Origin of the sequence: Streptomyces sp. NPDC001714 (assembly GCF_042892755.1) — a bacterium.
In the GTDB taxonomy this organism is placed as follows: Bacteria; Actinomycetota; Actinomycetes; order Streptomycetales; family Streptomycetaceae; genus Streptomyces.
In genome coordinates this window covers 641342-663383 of record NZ_JBIAUL010000001.1, presented here as the reverse complement: position 1 = coordinate 663383, position 22042 = coordinate 641342, and the positions used below count along the sequence as shown (strand labels likewise).

Sequence of the window (22042 nt, the reverse complement as noted above, 5' to 3'; positions counted from 1 at the left end):
ACGGCTCGCCCCCTGTCCGCGTACTCTGTCCCCCACATCAGCACTCCTTTCATGAAGCGAGCCCCCGGCCATGCCCACAACACCCGAAATGTCGATGGACATGACGACCGTCGGTGACACCGGTCTTCTCGACACTCTGCAGCACGAGGTGGCGGTGTTCGCCCGCCGTGCCGAACAGACCCGGCTCGGCGGCGTCGGGCAGGTGCGCAACTCCATGGACCGCGCCGCGTATCTGCTGCTCAACCGCCTCGACAAGGAAGGCCCCATGGGGGTCAAGGCGCTCGCCGCGAGTATGGGGATCGACTCGTCCACGGTCACCCGGCAGGTGGCTCCGCTGGTCGACACCGGGCTCGTCAAGCGCACCTCGCACCCCGAGGACGGCCGGGCCGTGGTGCTCCAGCTGTCCCCGCGCGGGCTGTCGCGGCTGGAGGAAGTGCGTTCGTCGCGGCGCCAGTTGATGGCGGAGCTGACGCACGACTGGGAGCCGGCGGAGCGCGAGACGTTCTGCGCGCTGCTCACCCGCTTCAACAGCGCGCTGTCCGCGCGGATGGCCGTGCCGCCGGGCCCGGACAGCCCGCAGGCCTCCTGACCGCCGGCCGGGCGCGGACACCCCGGGCTTCCCGCGTCTCCGGGGCTTCCCGCAGGCATCCGCCGCATCCGTCACGCGCGCGTGTCACGCGCATCCGCCGCGCGCGCGTGACGCGCGGCTCTTGACCGTGGACCCGACCCTGACCTCATATGAGACCGGGCCCCGACGTACCCGTGTTCGGGCCCCCGCAGTCGGGGAGGAACGGTGCGCGATCGGCAGGCGCTGCAGAACGCCCGCCGGGCCCGGGAGTTCGAGGCGTTCGTCGCGGGCGCGGCAGGACGGCTGTTGCATGCCGCCACCCTGCTGACCGCCGAGGCGCCGGACGCCAACCCCCGCGCGCGGCGCCTGCTGACCCTCGCGCTCGCGCACACGTACGCGTGCTGGGACCGGCTGCGCGGCGAGGACCCGTACGACCGGGCCCGGCAGTACCTTGCCCTGCGCTTCGCGAACTCCGCCTGGCACCAGTACGGCGGCCCGCTCAGCCGCACCCGCCCGCACCCCCGCAGCGCCCTCGCCGGGCTCACACCGCGCGAGCGCCTGATCCTGGTGCTGCGCCTGTACGAGGGGGTCGCCGAGGAGCAGACGGCGGCGCTGCTCGGCCTGCCCACGGAGCGCGTGCACGTCCTCTGCGACCGGGCGACGGCCACCCTGCTGCATCCGCCGCGGAAGGCGGCGCCCGCGGTGCTGGGGGCGAAGGTGGCACCGTCGTGAACCGCGTCGAACGCGAGGCCGCGGCCCGGCGGATCATGGAACAGGCACCGCCGCCGGTACCGCCCGACCTCTACGGCGAGGTGCTGGGCCGGGGCGGCCGGATGCTGCGGCGCCGACGCAGGGCCCGCCGCCTGCTGTGGCTGCTGCTGTGCGCGGCGGCCGTGGCGTTCACGGTGTGGGCGGCGACGGTGCATCCGTGGGTGGAGCCGCCGTCCACGACGACTCCGCCCATCGTCGACTGGTGAAACGATCAGCCGAGCGCCTGCTGGAGGTCTTCCAGCAGGTCGTCGACGTTCTCGATGCCCACGGACAACCGCACCAGGTCGGCGGGCACCTCCAGGGCGGAGCCGGCCGCCGAGGCGTGCGTCATGCGCCCCGGGTGCTCGATCAGGGACTCGACGCCGCCCAGGGACTCGCCGAGCGTGAACACCTTGGCGCGGTTGCAGACCTCGACGGCCGCCTCCTCGCCGCCCGTGACCTGGAAGGACACCATGCCGCCGAACGCCTTCATCTGCTTGGCGGCGGTCTCGTGCCCCGGGTGCTCGGGCAGGCCCGGGTACAGGACACGCGTCACGCGCGCGTGCCGGCTCAGCATGTCGGCGATCCTGGTGGCGTTCTCGCTGTGCCGGTCCATGCGCACGGCGAGCGTCTTGGTGCCGCGCAGCACCAGCCACGAGTCGAACGGTCCGGCCACCGCGCCCATCGCGTTCTGGTGGTAGGCCAGCTCCTCGCCGAGGGCCTGGTCCGACACGATCAGCGCGCCGCCGACCACGTCCGAGTGACCGCCCATGTACTTCGTCAGCGAGTGCACGACGGCGTCCGCGCCGAGCGAGAGCGGCTGCTGGAGGTAGGGCGTGGCGAAGGTGTTGTCGACGACGAGCCGGGCGCCCGCGTCGTGGGCGACCTGGGCGACGGCGGCGATGTCGGTGATGCCGAGCAGCGGGTTGGAGGGGGTCTCCACCCAGACCGCCTTGGTCTTCGGGGTGATCGCGGCACGCACCGCGGACGGGTCGCTGGTGTCGGCGACGGACCACTCCACGCCCCATCGGGAGACGACCTTCGCGAACAGCCGGAACGTGCCGCCGTAGGCGTCGTTCGGGATGACCACGTGGTCGCCGGGGCTGAGCAGCGTGCGCAGCAGGGCGTCCTCGGCCGCCAGCCCGGACGCGAACGCGAGGCCGCGCCGGCCCCCTTCCAGGGCGGCGAGGTTCTCCTCGAGGGCGGTCCTGGTGGGGTTGGCGCTACGGCTGTACTCATAGCCGCCGCGCAGTCCGCCGACGCCGTCCTGCTTGTAGGTCGAGACCTGGTAGATCGGCGGTACGACCGCACCGGTGAGGGGGTCCGCCGTGTTGCCCGCGTGGATGGCGAGCGTCTCGAAGTGCTGACTGATGTGGTGCCTGTCGCTCATGGTTGACGAGCCTAGTGCTCCTACGGCCCCCGCGCGTCGTCCACAGGCCGGGGCACCGGTTGTCCACAGGTCAGGCCACCGGTTGGCCAATTGTCGGCGCCGTCTGGTTCGCTTGACGCATGGCGATTCTCTGGGCCCTGATGGCGCTGCTCCTGCTGAGCTTCGCGCTGCTCCCCGTCCTGCGGCGGCGGCGCGGCGTGATCGAGCAGGTCCACCCGAGCCACCCGGACGCCGCCGACCCGGCGGACTACGGCTTCGTGCGCGAGGAGGACCTGGACATCCGCATGCCCGGCCCCGACCAGGACCTGCTGGACGTCCTCGGCGTCGTGCAGCGCACCCAGGACTACCGGGCGGCCTCGCAGCTGCTCGCGGGCACGGAGATCGCGGGCGAGCTGCGCTGGCAGCGCGTGCAGGCCTTCGCCGGCGCGGCGGCGCTGGAGCTCAAGGAGCGGCCGGGCGGGGTCAGCGAGACCCCGGGCGGGCAGTGGCTGCGGGTCTGGCGGGCCGAGCAGCCCAAGGACGCCGGCGGGGCGGCCGTCCACGCCGAGTTCCTGGTGCAGCAGGCGTGGCGGACGTCGACGCCCGGCACCGACGACTTCCGGATCATCATGGAGGAGGCCAGGGACGCCTGCGGGCAGGCGGCGCTGCTCTCCCCCGGCGACCCGGTGCCGTACATCATCGAGCTGTCGGTGGCGCGCGGGCTGAACTACCCGCAGCCGGAGTTCGAGCAGCTGTGGCTGCGGATCCTGGACCGCGCACCCACGCACATGGGGGCGCACCTCGCGGCGCTGCACTACTGGTGCGAGAAGTGGCACGGCTCGCGCGAGCTGGCGTACTCCTTCGCCGAGGCCGCCGCCGCCCGCGCCCCGCAGGGCTCGCTGCTGGCCGCGATGCCGCTGTTCGCGGTCTTCGAGCACCTGCCCGAGGTGAACCTGGTGGCGAGCTTCTACCAGAGCGAGGTCGTCACCAAGGCCGTCCACGGCGCCCTGCACGCGGTGCACTCGGCCCGCCAGGACGACCCGATGCTCGCGCACGTCCGTCATCTGCTGGTCTTCTTCCTGGTCCGCTCGGAGCGCTGGGCTGAGGCCATGGGCGAGCTGATACGCGTCGACGGGCATGTGGGGGCCCTGCCCTGGACACTGTCCGCGAACCCGGCCGCCGAGTTCGCCCTCTTCCGCGCACTGGCGGTGGCCGGCTACGAGGCGAACGGCGGCAGCCCGGCGACGCTGCACAGCTGAGGGCGCCGACAGGAAACGGCCGCGTGCCGGGGCGGGCCGGTGAGGGCTGCTCGCGCCCACGCGGCCGCAGCCGCATATCGGCCGCAGCCCCGCGCCCCCTTGGGGCACGGCGTCCCAGGGCGCTTGCACTGCCGTCCTGACCTGCGGTGCGGCTTACTCCGGCGTCCCCTCGCTCCGCTCCACCCGTGCAAGACGCCCGTGCGTCTCCTGCACACTCCCGTTCGTCTTCTGTTGGTCGTAGTCGGCCCCGTTTCCCGGGGTCCTGTGGGGGGATCTGCCCGATGGGCGCAACTCTGCGGGCGCTGCGCGCCCTTGTTCTGCTCTGCGGCTTCTATCTGCTGAGCCTCGTCCTGCTGGCGGTGGCGGCCGTCCTCGACGTGGCGGCGGTGCAGTGGGCGCCCGACGCCTTCGCCGGGAAGATCGTGATCGTCTCCCTGCTGCTGGCGATCCCGGTCGTCAGGGGCATGTTCATGCTGCGCACCCCCAAGGGCGAGGACCCGCCCGGCCTCCTGGTCACGGAGGCCGACGAGCCCCGGCTGTGGGCGCTGGTGCGGGAGCTGGCGGCGGCCACGGGCACGCGCGCGCCGGACGCCGTCGTGCTCACCGGTGACGTCAACGCGGCGGTCAGCGAGGAACCCCGGCTGCTCGGCCTCCGCCCCGGACCACGCCGTCTCTACCTGGGTGTGCCGCTGCTGACCGGGTTGACCGAGGCGCGGCTGAAGGCCGTACTCGCCCATGAGTACGGCCACTTCACCGGCGGTGACACCCGGCTGTCGGCGCTCGCCGTGCGCGGCCGGGTGCAGATCGCGCGGACCGTCGGGCACTTCCACGCGCGGGCGGACAGCAAGGAGGCCGCCGAGCGCGCCCGGCAGGAGAAGGCCGCCGCCAGGCGCACCGCGAAAGGCAGGCAGGCCAAGGAGATCGACACCGCCGGGGCCGGAATCACGTACCGGCTGATGGCGGCGCTCTACACGGCGTACGCGAGGCTCTACATGCGGGCCACGCTGTCGACGGCCCGCGCGCAGGAGTACGCCGCCGACCTGGCCGCCGCGCGGATCGCCGGCCGGGACGCGACGGCGTCGGCGCTCCGTGAGATCCCGGTCCTCTCCGCCGCCCACGACTTCTACCTCGACGCGTACGCGACACTCGGCCTGCCGGCCCGCCAACTGCCGCCGCGCGGGCAGTTCTTCGGCGGATTCGGCCGGATGCTGACGGCGCGTGAGGCGGAACTGGCGGGGCTGCGGAAGGAACTGCCGTCGGAGCCCGGATCGCCGTACGACTCGCATCCGCCGATCGCCGACCGGGTGCGGCGGATCGAGGAACTGCCCACCGACGGGCGCGGCGCGGAGGACGGCGGCCCGCCCCTGGCCCTGCTCGCCGACCCGGCCCGGACCCTGGCCGCGCTGGAGGACGCCGTGCTGACCGACGAGGTACGGCAGTTCGAGCGGGCCGGGGAGTGGGAGCAGTTGCTGAGCTCGTCGATGGCCGCGGGGCTGGCCTCGCTGGACACCCCGCTGCACCGGGCGCTCGCCTCCCACACCGAGGACCGGCCGACGCTGCCCGCGCTGCTCAGGGTGATCGACGACGGCCAGCTGTGGCAGCTGGCGCAGCGGCTGCCACAGTCCGGACAGCCGGTGCCGGCGCAGGATCCGGCGTTCCGGGAGTCCGTACGGCCGGTGCTGCGGGACGCACTGCAGAGCATGGTGCTGGCCGAGTTCAGCGCGCGGTCGCTGCTGCACTGGGAGTTCTCCTGGTCACGTCCGGCGGTGGTACGGCTGCCCGGTTCCGCGTCCGACCTCGACGGCGAGGCGGGCACGGAGGCCGCGCTCCGCGCCGCGGTGGCTGCCGCGCTGGGCGACCACCCCGACACCGGCCCGCTGAGGGCACTGCTGCCACCGACCCCGCAGCCGGCCTGACCCGGCCACGGGCGCGGCCGGAATCCAGACGGGATCCACCACGTCGTCCCTGCCACCGACACAAGCCACCGCCCCGCTCCGCCAGGAAGACGCGGGTCGGGCGGAACCGGGGCCAAGCTGAGTACCCCGTTCAGGACCGACTGGGGCGCCTCGTGCCCGACGGGGCTCGCTCCGGCTCCCACGGATGACTGACCGCTTGCCGGTGGCCGTGTTCGGTGATCGTCGCGCTGGTGAGTTCAGCTTCAGGGAACACCTGGAGCTGATCAGGACGCGGTTCGAGAACCAGAAGCGTCCCGGCTGAGGCCAACAGCGCGGACCCGTGCTCCAGCGCGGGTCACCCCTATCTTGAGAAGCAATTCCTCCCGAGCCCTTAAAGGGGCCGGGGTTCCTTGCTAGATCATGCTGAACTCTCAAGCCCTGAGGGCGTCATGCACGGCAACGGCCGCGTTCGAAAATGAATGGCTGGCAGGGATCGGGGGGCCGCACCCTGTACGTCATGGACGAACCGCAACACAGGATCCGTGCACTGCACACGGCATCCACGATCACCGTCTATCAGGCGTACGCCCCGGAAATCGGCCTGCCCGCCGTACGCGAGGGCCGTTTTCCCGCCGTGTGGAAGCGCGACAGGATGACGTGGATCAAGCCGTCGTTCCTGTGGATGATGTACCGCTGCGGCTGGGGTACCAAGGCGGGACAGGAGACCGTTCTCGCCGTCGAGATCAGCCGTGACGGCTTCGAATGGGCGCTGCGCCACGCGTGTCTGTCGAGCCATGCCCGCGGGGTGCATGCCGACCGTGCCACCTGGCAGCGTCAGTTGAAGCGGGCGCCCACTCGCGTGCAGTGGGATCCCGAGCGGGATCTGCACCTGCAGCCCCTGGCGTACCGATCTCTGCAACTCGGCCTTTCCGGTGAGGCCGCACGACGCTACGCGGACGAGTGGACGGTCGCCATCCGGGACGTCACACCACTCGCCCACGAGATCCACGCCCTCGTCAACGGTGGCGACCTGACCTCCGCGGCCCGGCTGCTGCCCCAGGAACACCCCTATCCCGTTGAAGACGCGTTCCTTGCCCATATACGGGGATGACGGCCTGATCCGTCTGTCCGCACTGTGGCAGCACCGGTTCCCCAAGGGGCCTCCCATCGCCCACGAACTGCGCACTGCATACAGCGACCGTTGGGTGCGCTTCCACAGCCTCCCGGGCTCGAAGCGCTACCCGGAGACCGGGAACGAGTACGCCATCGCCCTCCACCGGTACAACACGGTCCTGGACGAACTCTTCGCAGGCACCGACGTCTACGTCATCACGGTGGCCTGGTCCTGGGAACCGGGCGGACCGGAGCTCCCGCCAGAGCGGCACCGGGTGCACCCCCAAGGCGCCCGTTGGACGACACTCGCGTACGACGACGATCCCGACCCCGAGCTCCACAGCTACACGCACCTCTACGCCGACCGCCGCCCCTGGCGGCCAGGCACGGTCGACGACATCCTCCGCGAAGTGGCAGACGACGTACTCAGCGGAGTGATCATCACCGACACCGGACTCAGCCGAATCCACCATCCATACGACGGCGGCGCAGACGTCATCGCAACGAGCCCCGAAGAACGAGACCGCCTACGCGACACCCACCGCGCCTGGCTGCCCGGCAACCCGGCCGGCCTCTGAGGCAACAGCCGGAGCGACGCACAGCTCAGTCCACGACGGCTGGACATCCGGAGGATGAGGGGACCGAACCGAGTTCCATGATCGGCGCCATGAAATTCTTAGGTGGCGCCAACATGCCGAGTCCATCGGCAGGGCGACTCAACGCAACGTGGCGCGTCCGGCACGCCAGGTGTGGGGTTCCGCACCAAGGACGGGCGCCACAGGAGGTGTTCGCCTCCATCATGCGCGCACAGATTGCCCCTGCTCTGCGGGGGCTCGGACTCAAGGGTTCGGGGCAGAACGGGTCCGTGGCGGAGCGGCGGACACGCGTCGTGCCGTACGACCGGCGTCCGGCGCCCCGCCGGAGCGGGCGGAGGCGTCTGCCCCCGCCCGCCAGGTGATCAGGGAGCGTCGATGAGGCCGTACTTCGGCACGGTCACCGTGCGGGCGCCCGGCGTGCCGCCGAGGACGACCTTGCGGTACGTGACGTTGTTGGTCGTGCTCTGCTCCTTGAGCCGGTTGTCGGGGTTGGCGATGACCTGGATGTAGTAGGTGCCGTTCGGCAGGTCCGAGACGTCGAAGGACTGACCGGGCCGGTACTGGCTGTAGGTGTCGCCGTTGCCGACGTCGAGCACCTCGCGCACCGAGACGGCGGTTTCCTCACCGCAGGCGGTGGCGAGGTCGGTGTTGTACGGGTGCCAGTTGGCGTTCTTCACCGTGTAGTCGATGGCGTCGGTGTTGGCCAGGCAGAACGCCTCCTTGCCGCTGCGGACGATCTCCTTCTTGTCCGCGCCGAGCAGCCGGTAGCTGGCGAAGTCGCTGAAGTGCCAGTGCTGGTGGCCCTCCCGCGGGTCCCACTCCATGGTGCCGGTGGGTGTGTACCCGACCTGCTTGCCCTTGGCGTCGTAGAAGTACTGGTACGCGTCCATCTTCTCCGCGCCGGGCTTGCGGAACCCGTCCACGACCAGCGGCGAGGGGCCGCCGTTCCAGACGGTGGCGCTGAAGGCGAGGTAGTCCTTGCCGGCGACGGCACCCGCTCCGCCCTCGCCCCCGTCGGTGATCGCGATGCCGTACGCGGGAAGGGCGCGCAGGTCGGGCTTGGGCATGTCGGCGGCGACGGCCGCCTTGCCGACCGGGCGTTTGGCGGCCGGCTTCGCGATCTTCGACGCGCTCTTCTGCCCGTGCTTGGCGCCGGTCAGACCCTGGCCTCCGCCGGAGTCCTGCTGGCGGACCGTCACCTTGATGGTCTGCGTCTTGTCCGGTATCCCGAACAGGTCGCGATACTTCTTCGCCACCGACACCTTCGCGGTGTAGACGCCGGCCGGCAGGTCGATCGGGTTGTCCCCACGGAAGCCCTGGGATGTGGCGGCCGCCCAGCCCTTCTCGACACCCCACACCCCTCCGAGCGCGAACGCGTTGTCGGAGCAACCGTCGGGGTACTTCGAGGTGGCCGGGGCATCCGGCCGGATCCGGCCCGCCCGGTTGTTCGGGCAGAACGACTGCGTGGTGTCGAGCTTCTTCGCGCCCGACTCGTCGCTGATGCTGACCTTGAGGAAGCCCGGCAGGCCCGAGAAGTCCTTCACCAGGCCCTTCGGCAGGGTCTTGGTCACCGTCCGGCCGCCGGAGCGGATCACCTGCGACGCGACGACAGGGTCGTTGTAGGACTTGCGCGTCACCCGAAGCTCGAACGGTCCCCCGTCCACCGTGATGTAGGTGCCGAGGTCCAGGTAGATGCCCGGCTCGCCTTCCCATCGGTCGACGGTCACCGCGGGGGTGGCGGCGATCAGTTCGAGCTTCGGCGTGCCCGCCGGTGTCGCCGCTCCCGCGCCGGGCGCGGCGAGGGTTGCGGCGGCGCCGACGGTGAGGGCGGCAGCGGCGATGATCGCCGAACGCCGTAAGGCGTTGGGGTGGTGCTTGGTCATAGGTGCTCTTTCTGCGTCTGGTCGGGACGAGTCGTGCACGTCTTGCAGGCACGGGAGAAGGTGCTTGTGTGCCATCTGTGAAAAGGGTAAGAAGTCGACGCAGGTTGCCTGGCAACCGAAAGTCGCCTTGAAAAGTCCGCTCGTTGCCATCGTCGACTCGGTGATCGACGACCGCCCGCCCGGAAGCCGCAGGAGCCCATCGCGGGGTTGGTGAACCAGCTCGCGACGGACAGCACGCTGACGATGGCGCCGGGCGCGTTGCCTATGAGCGGCGGGCGAAGGCACGGCACATGGCGCACGTGCCGAAGTAGTTGACCTCCGACTCCGCACGGGCGGCGTCCGGGGCGGGCGCGGTCGGCAGGGGGTCGCCGGTCAGGACGTCGGCGTTGTTGACCAGCAAGGTCACGTCGGAGCACTTCTCGGCTGCCAGCTGCCTGGACAGGGTCGGTGACGTGGAGGCGGACCGGGATCACGCCGGGCTCGAGGACGGACCGTGGGCCGCGGCCCCGCGTGGTCTCCCTGTCCCGTCCGGCCGATCGGCCGACGGATTCCCGATCACGTGGTGGACCAGTTGAGATGAACGGCGGTCTCGTGCAACTTACGGCAGGTTCGGCTACGGACCGGCGACCTACACGGCGCGGCTGACGGTGCCACGCCACCAGGCCGCCCTCGCCGTTCCCCGGGCGCGCGCAGCGGCCGAAGCGCCGGCGACCGGCTCGGACGACGGCTCGGTCGAGGTACTGCCCCGTGCCGGCTGCGGCGAGATTCTGGAAGAGGTCTACGACCGGTACCGCCACGCCCAGCCCGGCGCGCTGTCCCGGCCGCACCGCTGGTGGGCCTTGCGCGCGGGGCAGCCCCCGATCTCGCCGGCGTCGCGCTACGTCGCCGTCCACCGGGACGCCGAAGGCGTTCCGGACGGGTACGCCAGCTACTCGGTCGAGTCCGGCACCCTGACCGTCGATGAGACCGTCGTCACCGACGACGCCGTCTTCGCCGCACTGGCCCGGTCCGTACTCGGACACGACCCGGTCTCCAAGGTCGTGTTCAAACACGTCCCGCCCGGGCACCCGCTGCGCTGGCAGTTCGCGGACTTCCGCGCCGGCGAGGTGAGCGGCGACACCGACTGGCTCTGGGTGCGGCTGCTGGACGTCCCTCGCGCTCTGACAGCGCGCGGCTGGTTCACGGACGGCGAGATCGTCCTCGACGTCGACGATCCGTTCCTCGGCGAACACGGCCGTCACCTGCTGACCGTCCGGGACGGCAAGGCCGACTGCGTCCCCACGGACCGGCAGCCCGACCTGTCCCTGGGCGTGCGCGACCTGGTTCCGTCTACCTCGGCGGCACCGCCCCGAGCACGCTCGTACGTGCCGGACACATCCAGGCCCACCACCCGGGCGCGGTCGCCCTCGCCGACTCCCTGCTCCGCTCCGACCGCGCACCGCACTGCCTGCACTGGTTCTGACCGCGCGCTCGCCGGCGCTGCGCGGGTCTCGTCGGCCTGTAGCCGCCCGTCGGGCCGAGCGTCACCCACATTCGCCATAAAGCACCCCATAGGGGACAATGGGAATTCCGCGCCGGGTGAGGTGATGGCGATGCCCGCTTGGCATCTGCGTGACTATCACGACGACGATCTCGACCAGGCCATCCAGATCTGGGACCAGAGCCGCCAGGCCGACGAACACCGGGTGTTTCCGGTCTCCGAGGTGATGGCCGCGGCCAAGGCCGGTCAGACGGCGGTGGTCGCGGTGGTCGGTGGCCAACTGGTGGGCATGGCCGTGGCGCAGGCCCACGACAAGCGGGGCTGGATCCTGCTGGTGGCACTCGCCTCACGATGGCGCGAGCGCGGGATCGGCAGCGCGCTCCTCACCGAGCTGGAACGGCGCCTGCGGGCACTGGGCGTGCGCCACGTCAGTGCCCTGCTGCCGGCCGGTGCCGCGGGGACGAAGGCTCTGGAGAACTCCGGCTACCAGTCCCGGACCGACCTGACCTACTACGAGAAGCTGGAACCGCCCGGCACCGCCAACGCCGACGTCCTCGCCGCGCTGGGCGGCCGCGTGCTGCCCGAGGGCCTCTGGGACGCCATGGCCGGCATGGAGCGGGAGAAGCAGATCGTCGAGCGCCGTGTCGTACTGCCGCTGACCGAGCCGGCACTGGCCGACCGCTACGGTGTCGTACCGCCCAAGTCGATCATCCTGTTCGGCCCGCCCGGCACCGGGAAGACCAGTTTTGCCAAGGCGGTGGCCTCGCGGCTCGGCTGGCCGTTCGTGGAACTCTTCCCCTCCCGGCTCGCGGCCGACACGAGCGAGGGACTGGCCGTGGCGCTGCGGGAGGCCTTTGCGGACTTGGCGGAACTGGACTCCGTGCTGCTCTTCATCGACGAGGTCGAGGAGATCGCCGGCGTGCGCTCCGGGAAGGCGGTCGACCCCGGGCACGGAGTGACCAACGAACTGCTCAAGCTCATCCCCGTCTTCCGCGAGCACGACGCGCGACTGCTGGCCTGCGCCACCAACTCGGTGCGCTCCCTCGACGCGGCGTTCCTGCGGCCGGGCCGGTTCGACCACGTCATCCCCATCGGCCCGCCGGACCCCACCGCCCGCGCGGCGATCTGGGCCCGCTATCTCAAGGCCTCGGGCGACTCGGTGGATCTCGGCCAACTGGTCGAGGCCAGCGAGCTGTTCACCCCCGCCGACATCGAATTCGCCGCCCGCAAGGGTGCACAGGCGGCGTTCGAGTACGAGGTCACGCATCGCGAGGGGCGAGCGGCCACCACCGAGGACTACATGACCGCCATCGGTGACACCCGGCCGACTCTCACCCCGCACACGATCGAGGAGTTCACCGAGGACATCGACAAGTACAGCCGGCTCTGACCTCGAAGAACCGCTACGTGTGATCCGTGCGGCCTACGACGAGCCCACGATCACCGCCTAACAGGCGTACTCACCACAGATCGGCCTGCCCACTGCCCGTGAGGGCCGTCTCCCCGGCGTGTGGAAGCACGACAGGATGACATGGATCAAGCCGTCGTTCCTGTGGATGATGTACCGCTGCGGCTGGGATACCAAGGTGGGGCAGGAGACCGTTCTCGCTGTCGAGATCAGCCGGGACGGCTTCGAGTGGGCGCTGCGCCACGCGTGTCTGTCGAGCCATGTCCGCGGGGTGCACCCCGATCGAGCCACCTGGCAGCGTCAATTGAAGCGTGCGCCCGCTCGCCTGCAGTGGGATCCACGGCAACCCGCGGCCGACGGGCCCCATGGCAGCCGAGGTTCGCCGGGACCTGCGGCACCCGCCCGATCGGCGTCGCGGAGGCGGCGGGATGCGCAGCGGCCTCGGTAGGGACCGGCTGTCCGCGCTGTGGTCTGCCGGGGAAGGCTCAGTGCGGGAATGCCCGCGGCGGACGCTGGCGGGGCAGTGTGGTGCGGAACTCCTCGATCACGGAGCTCACCTGCCGCATCAGCGAAGTCCGTTCCAGCAGACCGAGGTAGAGGTTGCGGCGGGCCAGTCCGGGCAGGTCCACACAGAAGTACAGGGCCATCAGCGGGTTGACGAACAACTCGCCGTCCTTGGTCCTGTCCGTGAACCGGACGTCGCCGAAGTCGCCGCGCACGGCGGCGGCGACGGATCCGTTCACGATGCTCGGGTGGCTCGCGGTGTGGCGCTGGGCGTGCGCCACCGCGTCGAGATAGAGCGCGCCCTCCCGCGCCGCCCCGAGCAGCGAGAACGCCCCGAGATAGGCGCCGTCCCGGTCCAGGGCGGCCAGGTTCTCCAGTACGAGCGAGTGGTTCACGCCGTGATACGCGTCCACCCCGAAGCCGAGGCAGGCCACCAGCCGGTCCGGGACCTCGTCGAGCCCGCTCACGGCGGCCAGGCTCGCCATGTCCTCCTCCGGGGTGCCGAGACCGTGCTCGTCGCCGCGCATCAGGATGTCGGTCCCGCCGTCCACCAGCACGACCGCGTCGACACCGCCGAGATGCGTGATCAGCGTCCGGTAGGCCGCCCGCAGCGGAGCGACCCCGATGCTCGGGAACGCGTACACGGTCGACGGCAGATCCTGCGTCGCGAGCCACCGGGCGAGGGTCCGTTCGGGGAAGTAGTCGCCGCGCAGGGGGGTGTCGGGCCCGACGGCCGCGACGTCCTGGTCCACCCACACGTCGAGGTCCAGGCCGTACAGGTCGGCGAAGGACAGGTTGGCGAGGTGCACCTCCTTGCCCGCCGACCGCAACGCGAGTGCGAGCGGCAGCCCGGCGTACACGTCGAAACCGCCGCCCGCACCGGCGACGAGCACCCGTCGCGCGTCGCGCAGGCGGGTGAAGAACGCGGGTTCCCCCAGAGAGATCACCGCAGGACGCTAACAGGAGGCGCGGCGTCCCGACCCCGTTCCTCGGGGTGTTCTCCTGGGCGGCGGTGAACCTCTCCGCGCCCGAGGTCCGCAAGGATCGGCACTGGTTCGACCTGGGCGTCGGGCTGGACCGGGCCGGTGAACGGCTTCGAGGACGGATCTACGAGATCGACGGCGAGGACGGCACCGCCGCGCGATAGAGGGGCGATGCCACGCCTGCCGGCGGTCGGAGCGGATACGGGACGCCGTAGGACTCGGCAACCTTGCGGGCACCCTCAGTCGCCAGCAGTACCTCGGTGAGAACCGGGCGGGCTGCCGCGGGCTCGGCGGGACGGGGCCGAGCCGAGCGGCCCGTCGGGGACGGACCGGGGTGTCCGGCCCGGGCGGCCGGGAGAGAGTCGCGGACGGAGACCACCGGGAGGACCATCGAAGGCACGGAGGCAAGGTGGTGGCTATGGGGACGCCGTCGACGCATTTCAGCGAGAGTCCTGAGGATCCGTTCGCCCTCGGGCGGGCCGCCGCGGCCGTGCTCGACGAGCAAGGCGTCGTGGTCGGCTGGAGCGCACGCGCACAGGAACTGCTGGGCTACCCGCCCGGAAAAGTGCTCGGCGGGGCCTGGCAGGACCTCCTGGTCGACGCCGGTGACCTGCCGGTCGTGCGGTCCGTCGTCGTGGACGCCGTGAAGGCGGGGGGCTGGTTCGGTGTGCTGCCCGTCCGGCACCGTGACGGACACCGTGTGGACATGGGTTTCCGGGCCCGTGCGATCACCCGCGAGGGGGGCGGTCAGGAGTGGGTGCTGGTCGGTGCCCCGGCCGCGGAGGTCATCGCCTGGCAACGGGACCGTGCGCTGCTGGACGGCCTGTACCGCCGCTCCCCGATCGGTCTGGTCACCTACGGCCCGGACAGGACGGTGATCCGGGTCAACCGCGCGGTCGAGAAGGCGAGCGGCGTCCCGGCCGAGGCGCCGGTGGGCCACCACCCCCGCGAGTTCATGGTCGACGAGGACGCGGGCCCGACCGATGAACGGGTACGGCACGTCCTGGAGACCGGCGAGCCGTTGATCTTCACCGAGCAGTCCGCCCGGGCACGGCACGACCCCGGCCGGGAGCGGGTCGTGTCCGTCTCGGCGTTCCGGATGGAAGACCCCTCGGGCCGGGTGCTCGGCGTGGCGGAGACGATCCAGGACGTGACCGACCGCCACCGGGCGCAACGCAGACTCGCCCTGCTGAACGAGGCGAGCGGCCTGATCGGAACCTCGCTGGACGTGGCACAGACCGCCCGGGAGATGGCCGGGGTGGCCGTCCGCGGCCTGGCCGACTACTGCTCGGTGGACCTCCTCGAACCGGTGACGCTCGGTGACGAACCCGCGCCCGGTGCGGTAGGTCCGCTGCTCCGGGCCGCGCTCGCGCCGCCGGAACACCGCGCCCCGTTCCAGGAGGGCGATGTGGTCCCGCTGCTCCCGGATTCCGCGCAGGCGCGGTGCCTGGCCGAGCGTCGCCCCGTCCTCGAGGGGCTGCTGTCCCTGCGCCCCGAGTGGTACGCCATGGACCGGCGGCGGATCGAGATCGCCTCGGGTCTCGGTGTCCATTCGCTGATCGCGGTGCCCCTGGTCGCGCGCGGCCTCGTCCTGGGCGTGGTGAGCCTGTGGCGGTCGCGCCATTCGGAGCCTTTCGAGGACGACGACGCCGCGGTGGCCCAGGAGCTTTCCTCGCGGGCGGCCGTCTGCATCGACAACGCGCGCCGCTTCACCCAGCAGCAGAGCGCCGCTCTGACCCTTCAGCGCAGTCTGCTGCCGAGCGTGGCGTCCGACCTGCCGGCCGTGGAGGTGGCCTGCCGGTACCTCCCCGCCAGCGGTGAGCCGGGCATCGGCGGCGACTGGTTCGACGTGATCCCGTTGTCGGGGGCCCGGGTCGCCCTCGTCGTGGGTGACGTGGTCGGTCACGGCATCCACGCCGCGGCCTCGATGGGCCGCCTGCGGGCCGCCGCGCGTACCCTGGCCAGCCTCGACCTGGAACCGGACGAGGTGGTGGCGCGGCTCGACGACCTGGTCAGCCTGCTGGCCGCCGAGGTGGAGGCGAACGCCGAAGGCAACCAGTCGACGATCGAACAGGCGCTCGGCGCCAGCTGTCTCTACGCGGTCTACGATCCGGTCTCCCAGCGCTGCTCCCTGGCCCGCGCCGGCCACCCGGCGCCGGTGGTGTCCACCCCGGACGGCGAGGTGCGCGTGCTCGATCTGCCCGCGGGTCCGCCGCTGGGCCTGGGCGGACTGCCGTTCGAGACGTACGAACTCGACCTCCCCGAGGGCAGCCTGCTCACGCTCTACACCGACGGTCTGCTGGAGGCGCGCAACGGCGACGTGGACGCCGCGCTGAAGGACCTGCACACGTGTCTCACCCACGTCGCCGAGCCCCTGGACCAGATCTGCCACACCGTGGTCGAAGCGCTGCTGCCCAAGGGCCACCGGCCCATCGACGACATCGCGCTGCTCATCGCCCGCACCCGGGTGCTGCAACCGCAGAACGTCGCCTCGTGGCAGCTGCCCCTGGAAGCGACCTCCGCCGCCCGTGCCCGGGAGCTGACCACGGCGCAGCTGACCGAATGGGGGCTGCCGGAACTGACCTTCACCACCGAGCTGGTCGCCAGCGAGCTCGTCACCAACGCCTACCGGTACGCGGCCGGCCCCGCCACCCTGCGCCTCATCCGTACGCACTCCCTGATCTGCGAGGTGTCCGACACCAGCCACACTTCGCCGCACCTCCGGCGGGCGCTCAGCACGGACGAGGGCGGACGCGGGCTCTTCCTGGTCGCGCAGCTGACGGATCGATGGGGCACGCGCTACACCCACGACGGCAAGACGGTCTGGACGGAGCAGCCTCTGCCGCCCGCATGACACCGGCGATCGGCCTGCCCGCTGCCCGCGAGGACCGTCCCTGGAGCGGCTGCCACCGCCGGGCCGGCGGCGAGGACGGCTGGGTGCCGTTCCTGGCGACCGGCCGGACGTAGTGGTCCAGCGCCCAGGCGGCCACGTGGGTGCCGGCCCGGGAGCCGGCCACGTCCGCCGTGCGGGTGGGGGCGTGGGCCGAGGTTGGTCTTGATCGTGTCGGTGGCGACGGCGTTCCACTCACGGCCCACGGCTGCCGGGTCCGCCGCGGTCCGGGCGTCCGCGGCGAGGGGACTCGTCGCGGCGGTCATGGTCACGAGGGCGACGGCCGCGACAGCGCGGACGAATCCCCTGACACGTGAGCGCCGAGGACCGGGAAGCGGGAGCTCTTGATGCACGACGTCCTCGCTGGAGTTGAGTGCCCAAGGCTTGGCAACAACCCCTTACCCGATCAAGGTAAATCGCCGCGAACCGGACAGGTCCGGGATGCCTTCGAGCGCCTTGCCGCTGGCTGCGAGGAGATCGCCGCCGGGCGGTGACCGGGGTTCAGGCGTAGGGCGGTCGGCACCGTGCCGGGCCGGCGCGGCCGGGCGGCCACGGGGCGGCAACGAGCGTGCATCGGGTGGGTGGCGGCGCTGCCACCCGACGACGCTCGCCCCTACCATCCGGGGACAGGGGGCCCGCGCGCGACCTCCGGGCAGGGGGGAGCCATGCGGCCGACCACTTCACGGCCGGTGTTCCGGCGCCTTGCCGGTGCTCTCGTGGCCGGGGTGGCCCTGGCCGCGACCTCCGGTTGCACGGTCCCCATCGACGCCGTCGCCGGTATCTCCGTGACCAGCGACGGGCATCTGCTCGGCGTCATGATGATCTGCGGGCATCAGATCGACGGCGCGACCCTCTACGTGGACAGCGCCGACACCGACAAGACGGTGACGGTCGGTTCATGGACGTCCGACCGCCCCCTCAAGGCCGGTCTCGTCACCTGGCCCCTCGATTCTCCTGCCGCCGGCTGGAGAACGACCCGTGCTCTCACTCCGCTCACCGCCAGGACCACCTATGCCCTGTACGGCTGGACCAAGGACAACTCCTGGTCGGCGAGCAACGTCTCCTTCACCCTGACCGACCGGGACCGGCTCGCTCCGGGGGAAGTCCTGTACGACAACGTCTCGGACGACGGCGACGAATCCGCAGTCGTCGTCCCCGTGGCCCGGTTCAAGGCCAGGGCCTGCCGGGACATGTGACGCCCCGGCATCTCCGGCCGGGCCGGCGGCGCTACGCTGCGGTGTCATGCAGGGGACGCGCCTCGACACTGCTCGGATCCGGGCGGCCCGCCGGATGATCGACCCGGTTTTCCTGGACACTCCGCTGTACCGCTGCGAGGCGCTGGAGCCCGGCCTCGGGTGCGCGGTGAGCATCAAGCTCGAAACGGCGAACCCGGTCCGCAGCTTCAAGGCCCGCGGCACCGAGGTGGTCGCGAGCCTGCTCGCCGAGCACGGGTCGCCGGCCGTGGTGTGCGCGAGCGCGGGCAATCTGGGTCAGGCCCTCGCCTGGTCCGGTCGCGGCCGCGGGCTCGACGTGACCGTCGTGGCCTCGCGCTTCGCGACCGTGGCCAAGCTCGATCGGATCCGCGCGCTGGGCGCCGGGCTCGAACTGGTGGACGGCGATCACGAGATGGCCCGCGAGCGGGCGGCGGCCATCGCGCGCCGCGACGGCATCCGGCTGGTCGAGGACAGCCTGGACATCGAGACCTGCGAGGGCGCGGCGACCATCGGCCTGGAACTGGTCGACACCGCGCGGTCGTTCGACACCGTCCTGATCGCTCTCGGCGGCGGGGCGCTGGCCACCGGTGTGGGTCATGTGGTGAAGGCCGCGGCGCCCGGGGTCGAGGTGATCTGCGTGCAGCCGCTGGGCGCGCCGGCGATGACACACTCGTGGCGCGGGCGGCGCGTCGTCACCACCGAATCGGCCGACACCATCGCCGACGGCGTCGCCGGCCGGTATCCCCTCCCGGCCGTCCTGGACGACCTTCTCCTGGTCGTCGACGACGCCGTCCTGGTCCGGGAGGAGTCGATCATCGCCGGTATGCGGATGCTGCTCCACCACGCCGGCCTCGTCGTGGAGCCGTCGGCCGCGCTCGGCGTCGCGGCGATCCTCGAGGACCGTGACCGCTTCGCCGGCCGGCACGTGGTCACCATCGTGTGCGGCAGCAACGTCGACCTGGACGCCTACCACCGCTGGGTCGGTACGGCTCCCGGCCGCAAGTCCTGACCACTGCGCAGGACACCGCGGCCCGCATCCGCCGGTGATCGTGCCGGCCGCCTCCCCCGCGTCGACGACCTCGTCCGGCTGTCCGCGTCATGACACGGCCCGGCCGCGGAACCCCGGGCAGGGGGCTTCCACGTGGTGCCGGGCCGTCTCGTGCTCAGCCCTCCGCGCGGACGGGCAGCTTCCAGCCCGGGCGCGGGAAGTGGCAGGTGTAGCCGTCCGGGTAGCGCTCCAGGTAGTCCTGGTGCTCGGGCTCGGCCTCCCAGAAGGGGCCGACCGGCTCCACCTCGGTGACGACCTTGCCCGGCCACAGCCCGGAGGCGTCCACGTCCGCGATGGTGTCCTCGGCGATCCGCTTCTGCTCGTCGTCCACGTAGTAGATCGCCGAGCGGTAGCTGAGACCGATGTCGTTGCCCTGGCGGTTCCTGGTGCTCGGGTCGTGGATCTGGAAGAAGAACTCCAGGAGAGTGCGGTAGTCGGTCTTCTCGGGGTCGAAGAGGATCTCGATGGCCTCCGCGTGCGTGCCGTGGTTGCGGTACGTCGCGTTCGCCACGTCACCCCCGGTGTAGCCGACCCGGGTCGCCGTCACCCCCGGCTGCTTGCGGATCAGGTCCTGCATGCCCCAGAAACATCCGCCTGCCAGCACGGCCCTCTGTGTCTGCACAGTCATCGCGGCCCCTCCAATACTCGTCGGCCCGGTCGCCCGGGCTCCTCGGCTCGCACACCGGCGGCGTCCGATGTCCACCCTGCTCAACGCGTGAGGGTTCCTGGCGATTCCGTGCCCCGTGCCTGGTCCGCCGCCGTCGCCGGGGCCGGGTCCTCGTCGAAGGTCATCTCCGGCGGGGCCTTGCGGAAGCCCCTGGTGAGGTAGCCGAGATAGCAGACGCCGAGGGCCAGCCAGATCAGGCCGAGCATGCGGGCCTTGTCGTCGAGGTGGCACAGCAGCCACACGTCGACGACGGCGCCTACCGCCGGCAGCAGGACGTACGACCACACGGCGGGAGGGCGGCCCGCACGGCGCTCGCGGACGTAGGTGGCGACGACGGAGAGGTTGACGAAGGTGAAGGCGGTGAAGGCGCCGAAGTTGATGAAGGAGGTGGAGGTGGCGACGTTCAGGCGCAGCGCGATCAGGCCCACCGCGCCGGCGAGGAGGATGTTCAGGGCGGGGGTGTGGTACTTGGGGTGGATGCTGCCGAACACCTTCCGGGGGAGCACGGAGTCGCGGCCCATCGCGTAGAGCAGCCGTGACGTGCTGGCCTGGGCCGCGATCCCGGAGGCGAACTGGGCGACGATCAGGCCGGCCAGGAACACGGAGGAGAACAGGTCGCCGCCGACCGCCTTGGCGATCTCGAACGCGGCCGAGCTGGAGTCGGTGAACGCGTACCCGGGGTGGGCCAGCTGGGTGGCGTAGGCGACGACGACGAAGATGCCGCCGCCGAGCAGCGCGGTCAGCAGGATGGCCCGGGGGATGGTGCGCTGCGGCTCGACGGTCTCCTCGGTCAGCGTGGTGACCGCGTCGAACCCGAGGAAGGAGTACGCGGCGATGGCGGCGCCCGCGGAGATGCCCGCGAGGCTGGTCGCGTGGTTCGCGAACGGTGTGGTGCTGACGATCGCGGCCGCTCCCTGGTGCTGGAGGACGTGCCGCAGACACAGCAGCGCGAAGAACGCCACGACCAGGACCTGGAAGACCATCAGCAGGTCGTTCACCCGTTCCGCGGTCTTGATGCCCCGGATGTTGAGCGCGGTGGTCACGGTGATGAACCCGATGATCCACACCCAGAACGGCACCGAGGGGAACTCCGCCTGCAGGTAGGCCCCGCCGATGAGCCAGATGACCATGGGCAGGAAGAAGTAGTCCAGCAGGGTGGCCCAGCCGACGAGGAAGCCGATCCGGGAGTCTATGGAGCGCCGCACGTAGGTGTAGGCGGACCCGGCGACAGGGTGGGCCGCGGCCATCTTCCCGTAGCTGTGCGCGGTGAAGAGCATGGCGCCGAGGGCCAGCAGATAGGCCGTCGGGACCGAGCCGTGGGTGCTCTCGGCGACGACGCCGTAGGTGCCCAGCACGATGATCGGCGCCATGTAGGCCAGCCCGAAGAGCACGACGGATCTGAGGGTCAGGCTGCGGGTCAGGGTGGGCGGAGCGGCGGGAGCGGACATGGCGTTCCTTGGGGCGAGGGGACGGGATGCTGGGGAGGAAGGCGGTCAGTCGCCGGCCGGCCGCCAGCGGCGGGGGTCCAGGCGGCCGTCGTAGAGCGGCAGGTCGATGGGGGCGTCGGCCTCGGTGAACTGGTCCCACATGCGGTTCAGGCCTGCGGTGCCGAAGGTCCGTACGCGGGTCACGTCGTCCAGGTCGAGGACGTCGGTCAGCACGGTCGGCGCGGAGTCGGCGGCCTGGACGCGGACGCGTCCCTCCGGGTCGACCACCAGGCTGCGCCCGGTGCCGAGGGGGCCCGCGGTGTTGACGCTGACGACGTGGACCTGGTTGACGATGGCGTTGGCCCGGGCGAGGACGAGTTCCTGGGCGCGGTCGGCCGAGGTGGTCATGACCGGGTTGACGATGACCTCGGCGCCCATCCAGGCCAGGTGCCTGGCCACCTCCGGGAACCAGGCGTCGTAGCAGATGGCGAAGCCGACGCGGCCGGTGTCCGGGAGGTCCAGGACGACGAAGCGGTCGCCGCAGGCGTAGGGCTCGAAGGGCCGCCACGGGAAGACCTTGCGGTAGTGGGCGGCGAGCCGTCCCTGCGGGGAGAAGGCGAGGGCGGTGTTGAAGAGCTCGCCGGCCGGGCCGCGCTCGACCACGGTGCCCGGGAACAGCCATACGCCCAGGTCGCCCGCGAGCTCGGCGAGCTGCCGCACCCGGGGGCCGTCGAGCGGTTCCGCCGCGGCCTGCAGCCGGCTCTCCGACTCGCCGGGCGGGCCGTCGGTGCCGCACAGGTGCAGCTCCGGGTAGGCGACGAGGCGGGTCTGCGGGAAGCGCGCCAGCACTCCCCCGACGTCCTCGGCGAAGCCGGACAGCGGGTCGGTGGCCAGGCGGGGAGCGGCCTGGACCAGCGCTACGGGGAGGGGTCGGGACATGGCCAGGAAATTAACTCAATATGAGCTCTTATACAATGGTCTCATTATG

19 protein-coding genes and 2 pseudogenes are annotated in these 22042 nt (G+C 71.5%); 14 read left to right on the top strand and 7 right to left on the bottom strand.

The window, feature by feature from the left end:
- The first annotated feature begins 88 nt into the window (after positions 1–88).
- The 3 genes from ACFY0P_RS03115 (at position 89) to ACFY0P_RS03105 (ending at position 1545) form a co-directional block, all read left to right on the top strand.
- Positions 89–589 (top strand): MarR family winged helix-turn-helix transcriptional regulator, encoded by a 501-nt coding sequence (locus ACFY0P_RS03115; RefSeq protein WP_388907294.1) that lies wholly within the window; start codon positions 89–91, stop codon positions 587–589.
- A 204-nt stretch (positions 590–793) separates the two neighbouring features.
- A complete protein-coding gene (locus tag ACFY0P_RS03110; RefSeq protein WP_388906649.1) occupies positions 794–1300 on the top strand; it encodes a sigma factor-like helix-turn-helix DNA-binding protein in 507 nt (168 codons plus the stop codon).
- Positions 1297–1545 (top strand): hypothetical protein, encoded by a 249-nt coding sequence (locus ACFY0P_RS03105; RefSeq protein ID WP_388906647.1) that lies wholly within the window; start codon positions 1297–1299, stop codon positions 1543–1545. Before ACFY0P_RS03110 ends, ACFY0P_RS03105 begins: the two co-directional genes overlap by 4 nt.
- Positions 1546–1550: 5 nt before the next feature.
- Here ACFY0P_RS03105 and ACFY0P_RS03100 read toward each other — a convergent pair whose 3' ends face one another.
- Positions 1551–2708, bottom strand: a complete 1158-nt coding sequence (locus ACFY0P_RS03100) for a cystathionine gamma-synthase (protein WP_388906645.1) — start codon at positions 2706–2708, stop codon at positions 1551–1553.
- A 119-nt stretch (positions 2709–2827) separates the two neighbouring features.
- On the opposite strand from ACFY0P_RS03100, the gene ACFY0P_RS03095 reads away from it, so the two are divergent.
- The 4 genes from ACFY0P_RS03095 (at position 2828) to ACFY0P_RS03080 (ending at position 7532) form a co-directional block, all read left to right on the top strand.
- A complete protein-coding gene (locus ACFY0P_RS03095) occupies positions 2828–3946 on the top strand; it encodes a hypothetical protein (protein ID WP_388906643.1) in 1119 nt (372 codons plus the stop codon).
- A gap of 281 nt (positions 3947–4227) precedes the next feature.
- Complete coding sequence (locus tag ACFY0P_RS03090) at positions 4228–5862, top strand: M48 family metalloprotease (RefSeq protein ID WP_388906641.1); 1635 nt, start codon at positions 4228–4230, stop codon at positions 5860–5862.
- A gap of 496 nt (positions 5863–6358) precedes the next feature.
- Complete coding sequence (locus tag ACFY0P_RS03085) at positions 6359–6952, top strand: DUF4291 domain-containing protein (RefSeq protein ID WP_388906639.1); 594 nt, start codon at positions 6359–6361, stop codon at positions 6950–6952.
- Positions 6933–7532, top strand: coding sequence for a hypothetical protein (locus ACFY0P_RS03080; protein ID WP_388906635.1), 600 nt, complete (start codon positions 6933–6935; stop codon positions 7530–7532). Before ACFY0P_RS03085 ends, ACFY0P_RS03080 begins: the two co-directional genes overlap by 20 nt.
- 380 nt (positions 7533–7912) lie before the next feature.
- Here ACFY0P_RS03080 and ACFY0P_RS03075 read toward each other — a convergent pair whose 3' ends face one another.
- Both ACFY0P_RS03075 and ACFY0P_RS03070 read right to left on the bottom strand, forming a co-directional pair.
- On the bottom strand, positions 7913–9433 hold the full coding sequence (locus ACFY0P_RS03075; protein WP_388906633.1) for a lysyl oxidase family protein: 1521 nt from the start codon (positions 9431–9433) through the stop codon (positions 7913–7915).
- 262 nt (positions 9434–9695) lie between these two features.
- On the bottom strand, positions 9696–9839 hold the full coding sequence (locus ACFY0P_RS03070) for a hypothetical protein (protein ID WP_388906631.1): 144 nt from the start codon (positions 9837–9839) through the stop codon (positions 9696–9698).
- Positions 9840–10032: 193 nt separating this feature from the next.
- On the opposite strand from ACFY0P_RS03070, the pseudogene ACFY0P_RS03065 reads away from it, so the two are divergent.
- The 3 genes and pseudogenes from ACFY0P_RS03065 to ACFY0P_RS03055 form a co-directional block, all read left to right on the top strand.
- Positions 10033–10895, top strand: a pseudogene (locus tag ACFY0P_RS03065) (sterol carrier protein domain-containing protein); the annotation flags it as partial.
- A gap of 124 nt (positions 10896–11019) precedes the next feature.
- On the top strand, positions 11020–12303 hold the full coding sequence (locus ACFY0P_RS03060; RefSeq protein WP_388906629.1) for an ATP-binding protein: 1284 nt from the start codon (positions 11020–11022) through the stop codon (positions 12301–12303).
- 19 nt (positions 12304–12322) lie between these two features.
- Positions 12323–12667: pseudogene (locus ACFY0P_RS03055) on the top strand (DUF4291 family protein); the annotation flags it as partial.
- A gap of 139 nt (positions 12668–12806) precedes the next feature.
- Here the strand turns inward: ACFY0P_RS03055 and ACFY0P_RS03050 are convergent.
- Positions 12807–13772: a DUF1152 domain-containing protein gene (locus tag ACFY0P_RS03050; protein ID WP_388906627.1), complete on the bottom strand. Its 966-nt coding sequence runs from the start codon at positions 13770–13772 to the stop codon at positions 12807–12809.
- Positions 13773–13837: 65 nt separating this feature from the next.
- On the opposite strand from ACFY0P_RS03050, the gene ACFY0P_RS03045 reads away from it, so the two are divergent.
- The 4 genes from ACFY0P_RS03045 to ACFY0P_RS03030 all read left to right on the top strand — a co-directional run bounded on the left by ACFY0P_RS03045 (position 13838) and on the right by ACFY0P_RS03030 (position 18921).
- Entirely contained in the window at positions 13838–13972 is a 135-nt protein-coding gene (locus ACFY0P_RS03045) for a hypothetical protein (RefSeq protein ID WP_388906625.1), read from the top strand.
- A 254-nt stretch (positions 13973–14226) separates the two neighbouring features.
- Positions 14227–16662, top strand: coding sequence for a SpoIIE family protein phosphatase (locus tag ACFY0P_RS03040; RefSeq protein WP_388906622.1), 2436 nt, complete (start codon positions 14227–14229; stop codon positions 16660–16662).
- Between the two features lie 701 nt (positions 16663–17363).
- Positions 17364–17894 (top strand): hypothetical protein, encoded by a 531-nt coding sequence (locus ACFY0P_RS03035; protein ID WP_388906620.1) that lies wholly within the window; start codon positions 17364–17366, stop codon positions 17892–17894.
- 46 nt (positions 17895–17940) lie between these two features.
- Positions 17941–18921: a threonine/serine dehydratase gene (locus ACFY0P_RS03030; RefSeq protein ID WP_388906618.1), complete on the top strand. Its 981-nt coding sequence runs from the start codon at positions 17941–17943 to the stop codon at positions 18919–18921.
- A 154-nt stretch (positions 18922–19075) separates the two neighbouring features.
- On the opposite strand, the gene msrA is transcribed toward ACFY0P_RS03030, so the two are convergent.
- The 3 genes from msrA to ACFY0P_RS03015 all read right to left on the bottom strand — a co-directional run bounded on the left by msrA (position 19076) and on the right by ACFY0P_RS03015 (position 21993).
- Complete coding sequence (msrA, locus tag ACFY0P_RS03025; protein WP_388906615.1) at positions 19076–19588, bottom strand: peptide-methionine (S)-S-oxide reductase MsrA; 513 nt, start codon at positions 19586–19588, stop codon at positions 19076–19078.
- 80 nt (positions 19589–19668) lie between these two features.
- On the bottom strand, positions 19669–21075 hold the full coding sequence (locus ACFY0P_RS03020) for an APC family permease (RefSeq protein WP_388906613.1): 1407 nt from the start codon (positions 21073–21075) through the stop codon (positions 19669–19671).
- 45 nt (positions 21076–21120) lie between these two features.
- Positions 21121–21993: a carbon-nitrogen hydrolase family protein gene (locus ACFY0P_RS03015; RefSeq protein ID WP_388906609.1), complete on the bottom strand. Its 873-nt coding sequence runs from the start codon at positions 21991–21993 to the stop codon at positions 21121–21123.
- Between the last annotated feature and the right edge of the window lie 49 nt (positions 21994–22042).

Coding starts and splice junctions, on each gene's coding strand:
- ACFY0P_RS03090 (WP_388906641.1), top strand. CDS start 4,228: ATGGGCGCAACTCTGCGGGCGCTGCGCGCCCTTGTTCTGCTCTGCGGC.
- ACFY0P_RS03060 (WP_388906629.1), top strand. CDS start 11,020: ATGGCGATGCCCGCTTGGCATCTGCGTGACTATCACGACGACGATCTC.
- ACFY0P_RS03015 (WP_388906609.1), bottom strand. CDS start 21,993: ATGTCCCGACCCCTCCCCGTAGCGCTGGTCCAGGCCGCTCCCCGCCTG.
- ACFY0P_RS03035 (WP_388906620.1), top strand. CDS start 17,364: ATGCGGCCGACCACTTCACGGCCGGTGTTCCGGCGCCTTGCCGGTGCT.
- ACFY0P_RS03075 (WP_388906633.1), bottom strand. CDS start 9,433: ATGACCAAGCACCACCCCAACGCCTTACGGCGTTCGGCGATCATCGCC.
- ACFY0P_RS03095 (WP_388906643.1), top strand. CDS start 2,828: ATGGCGATTCTCTGGGCCCTGATGGCGCTGCTCCTGCTGAGCTTCGCG.
- ACFY0P_RS03030 (WP_388906618.1), top strand. CDS start 17,941: ATGCAGGGGACGCGCCTCGACACTGCTCGGATCCGGGCGGCCCGCCGG.
- ACFY0P_RS03020 (WP_388906613.1), bottom strand. CDS start 21,075: ATGTCCGCTCCCGCCGCTCCGCCCACCCTGACCCGCAGCCTGACCCTC.
- ACFY0P_RS03085 (WP_388906639.1), top strand. CDS start 6,359: ATGGACGAACCGCAACACAGGATCCGTGCACTGCACACGGCATCCACG.
- ACFY0P_RS03100 (WP_388906645.1), bottom strand. CDS start 2,708: ATGAGCGACAGGCACCACATCAGTCAGCACTTCGAGACGCTCGCCATC.
- msrA (WP_388906615.1), bottom strand. CDS start 19,588: ATGACTGTGCAGACACAGAGGGCCGTGCTGGCAGGCGGATGTTTCTGG.
- ACFY0P_RS03115 (WP_388907294.1), top strand. CDS start 89: ATGTCGATGGACATGACGACCGTCGGTGACACCGGTCTTCTCGACACT.
- ACFY0P_RS03040 (WP_388906622.1), top strand. CDS start 14,227: ATGGGGACGCCGTCGACGCATTTCAGCGAGAGTCCTGAGGATCCGTTC.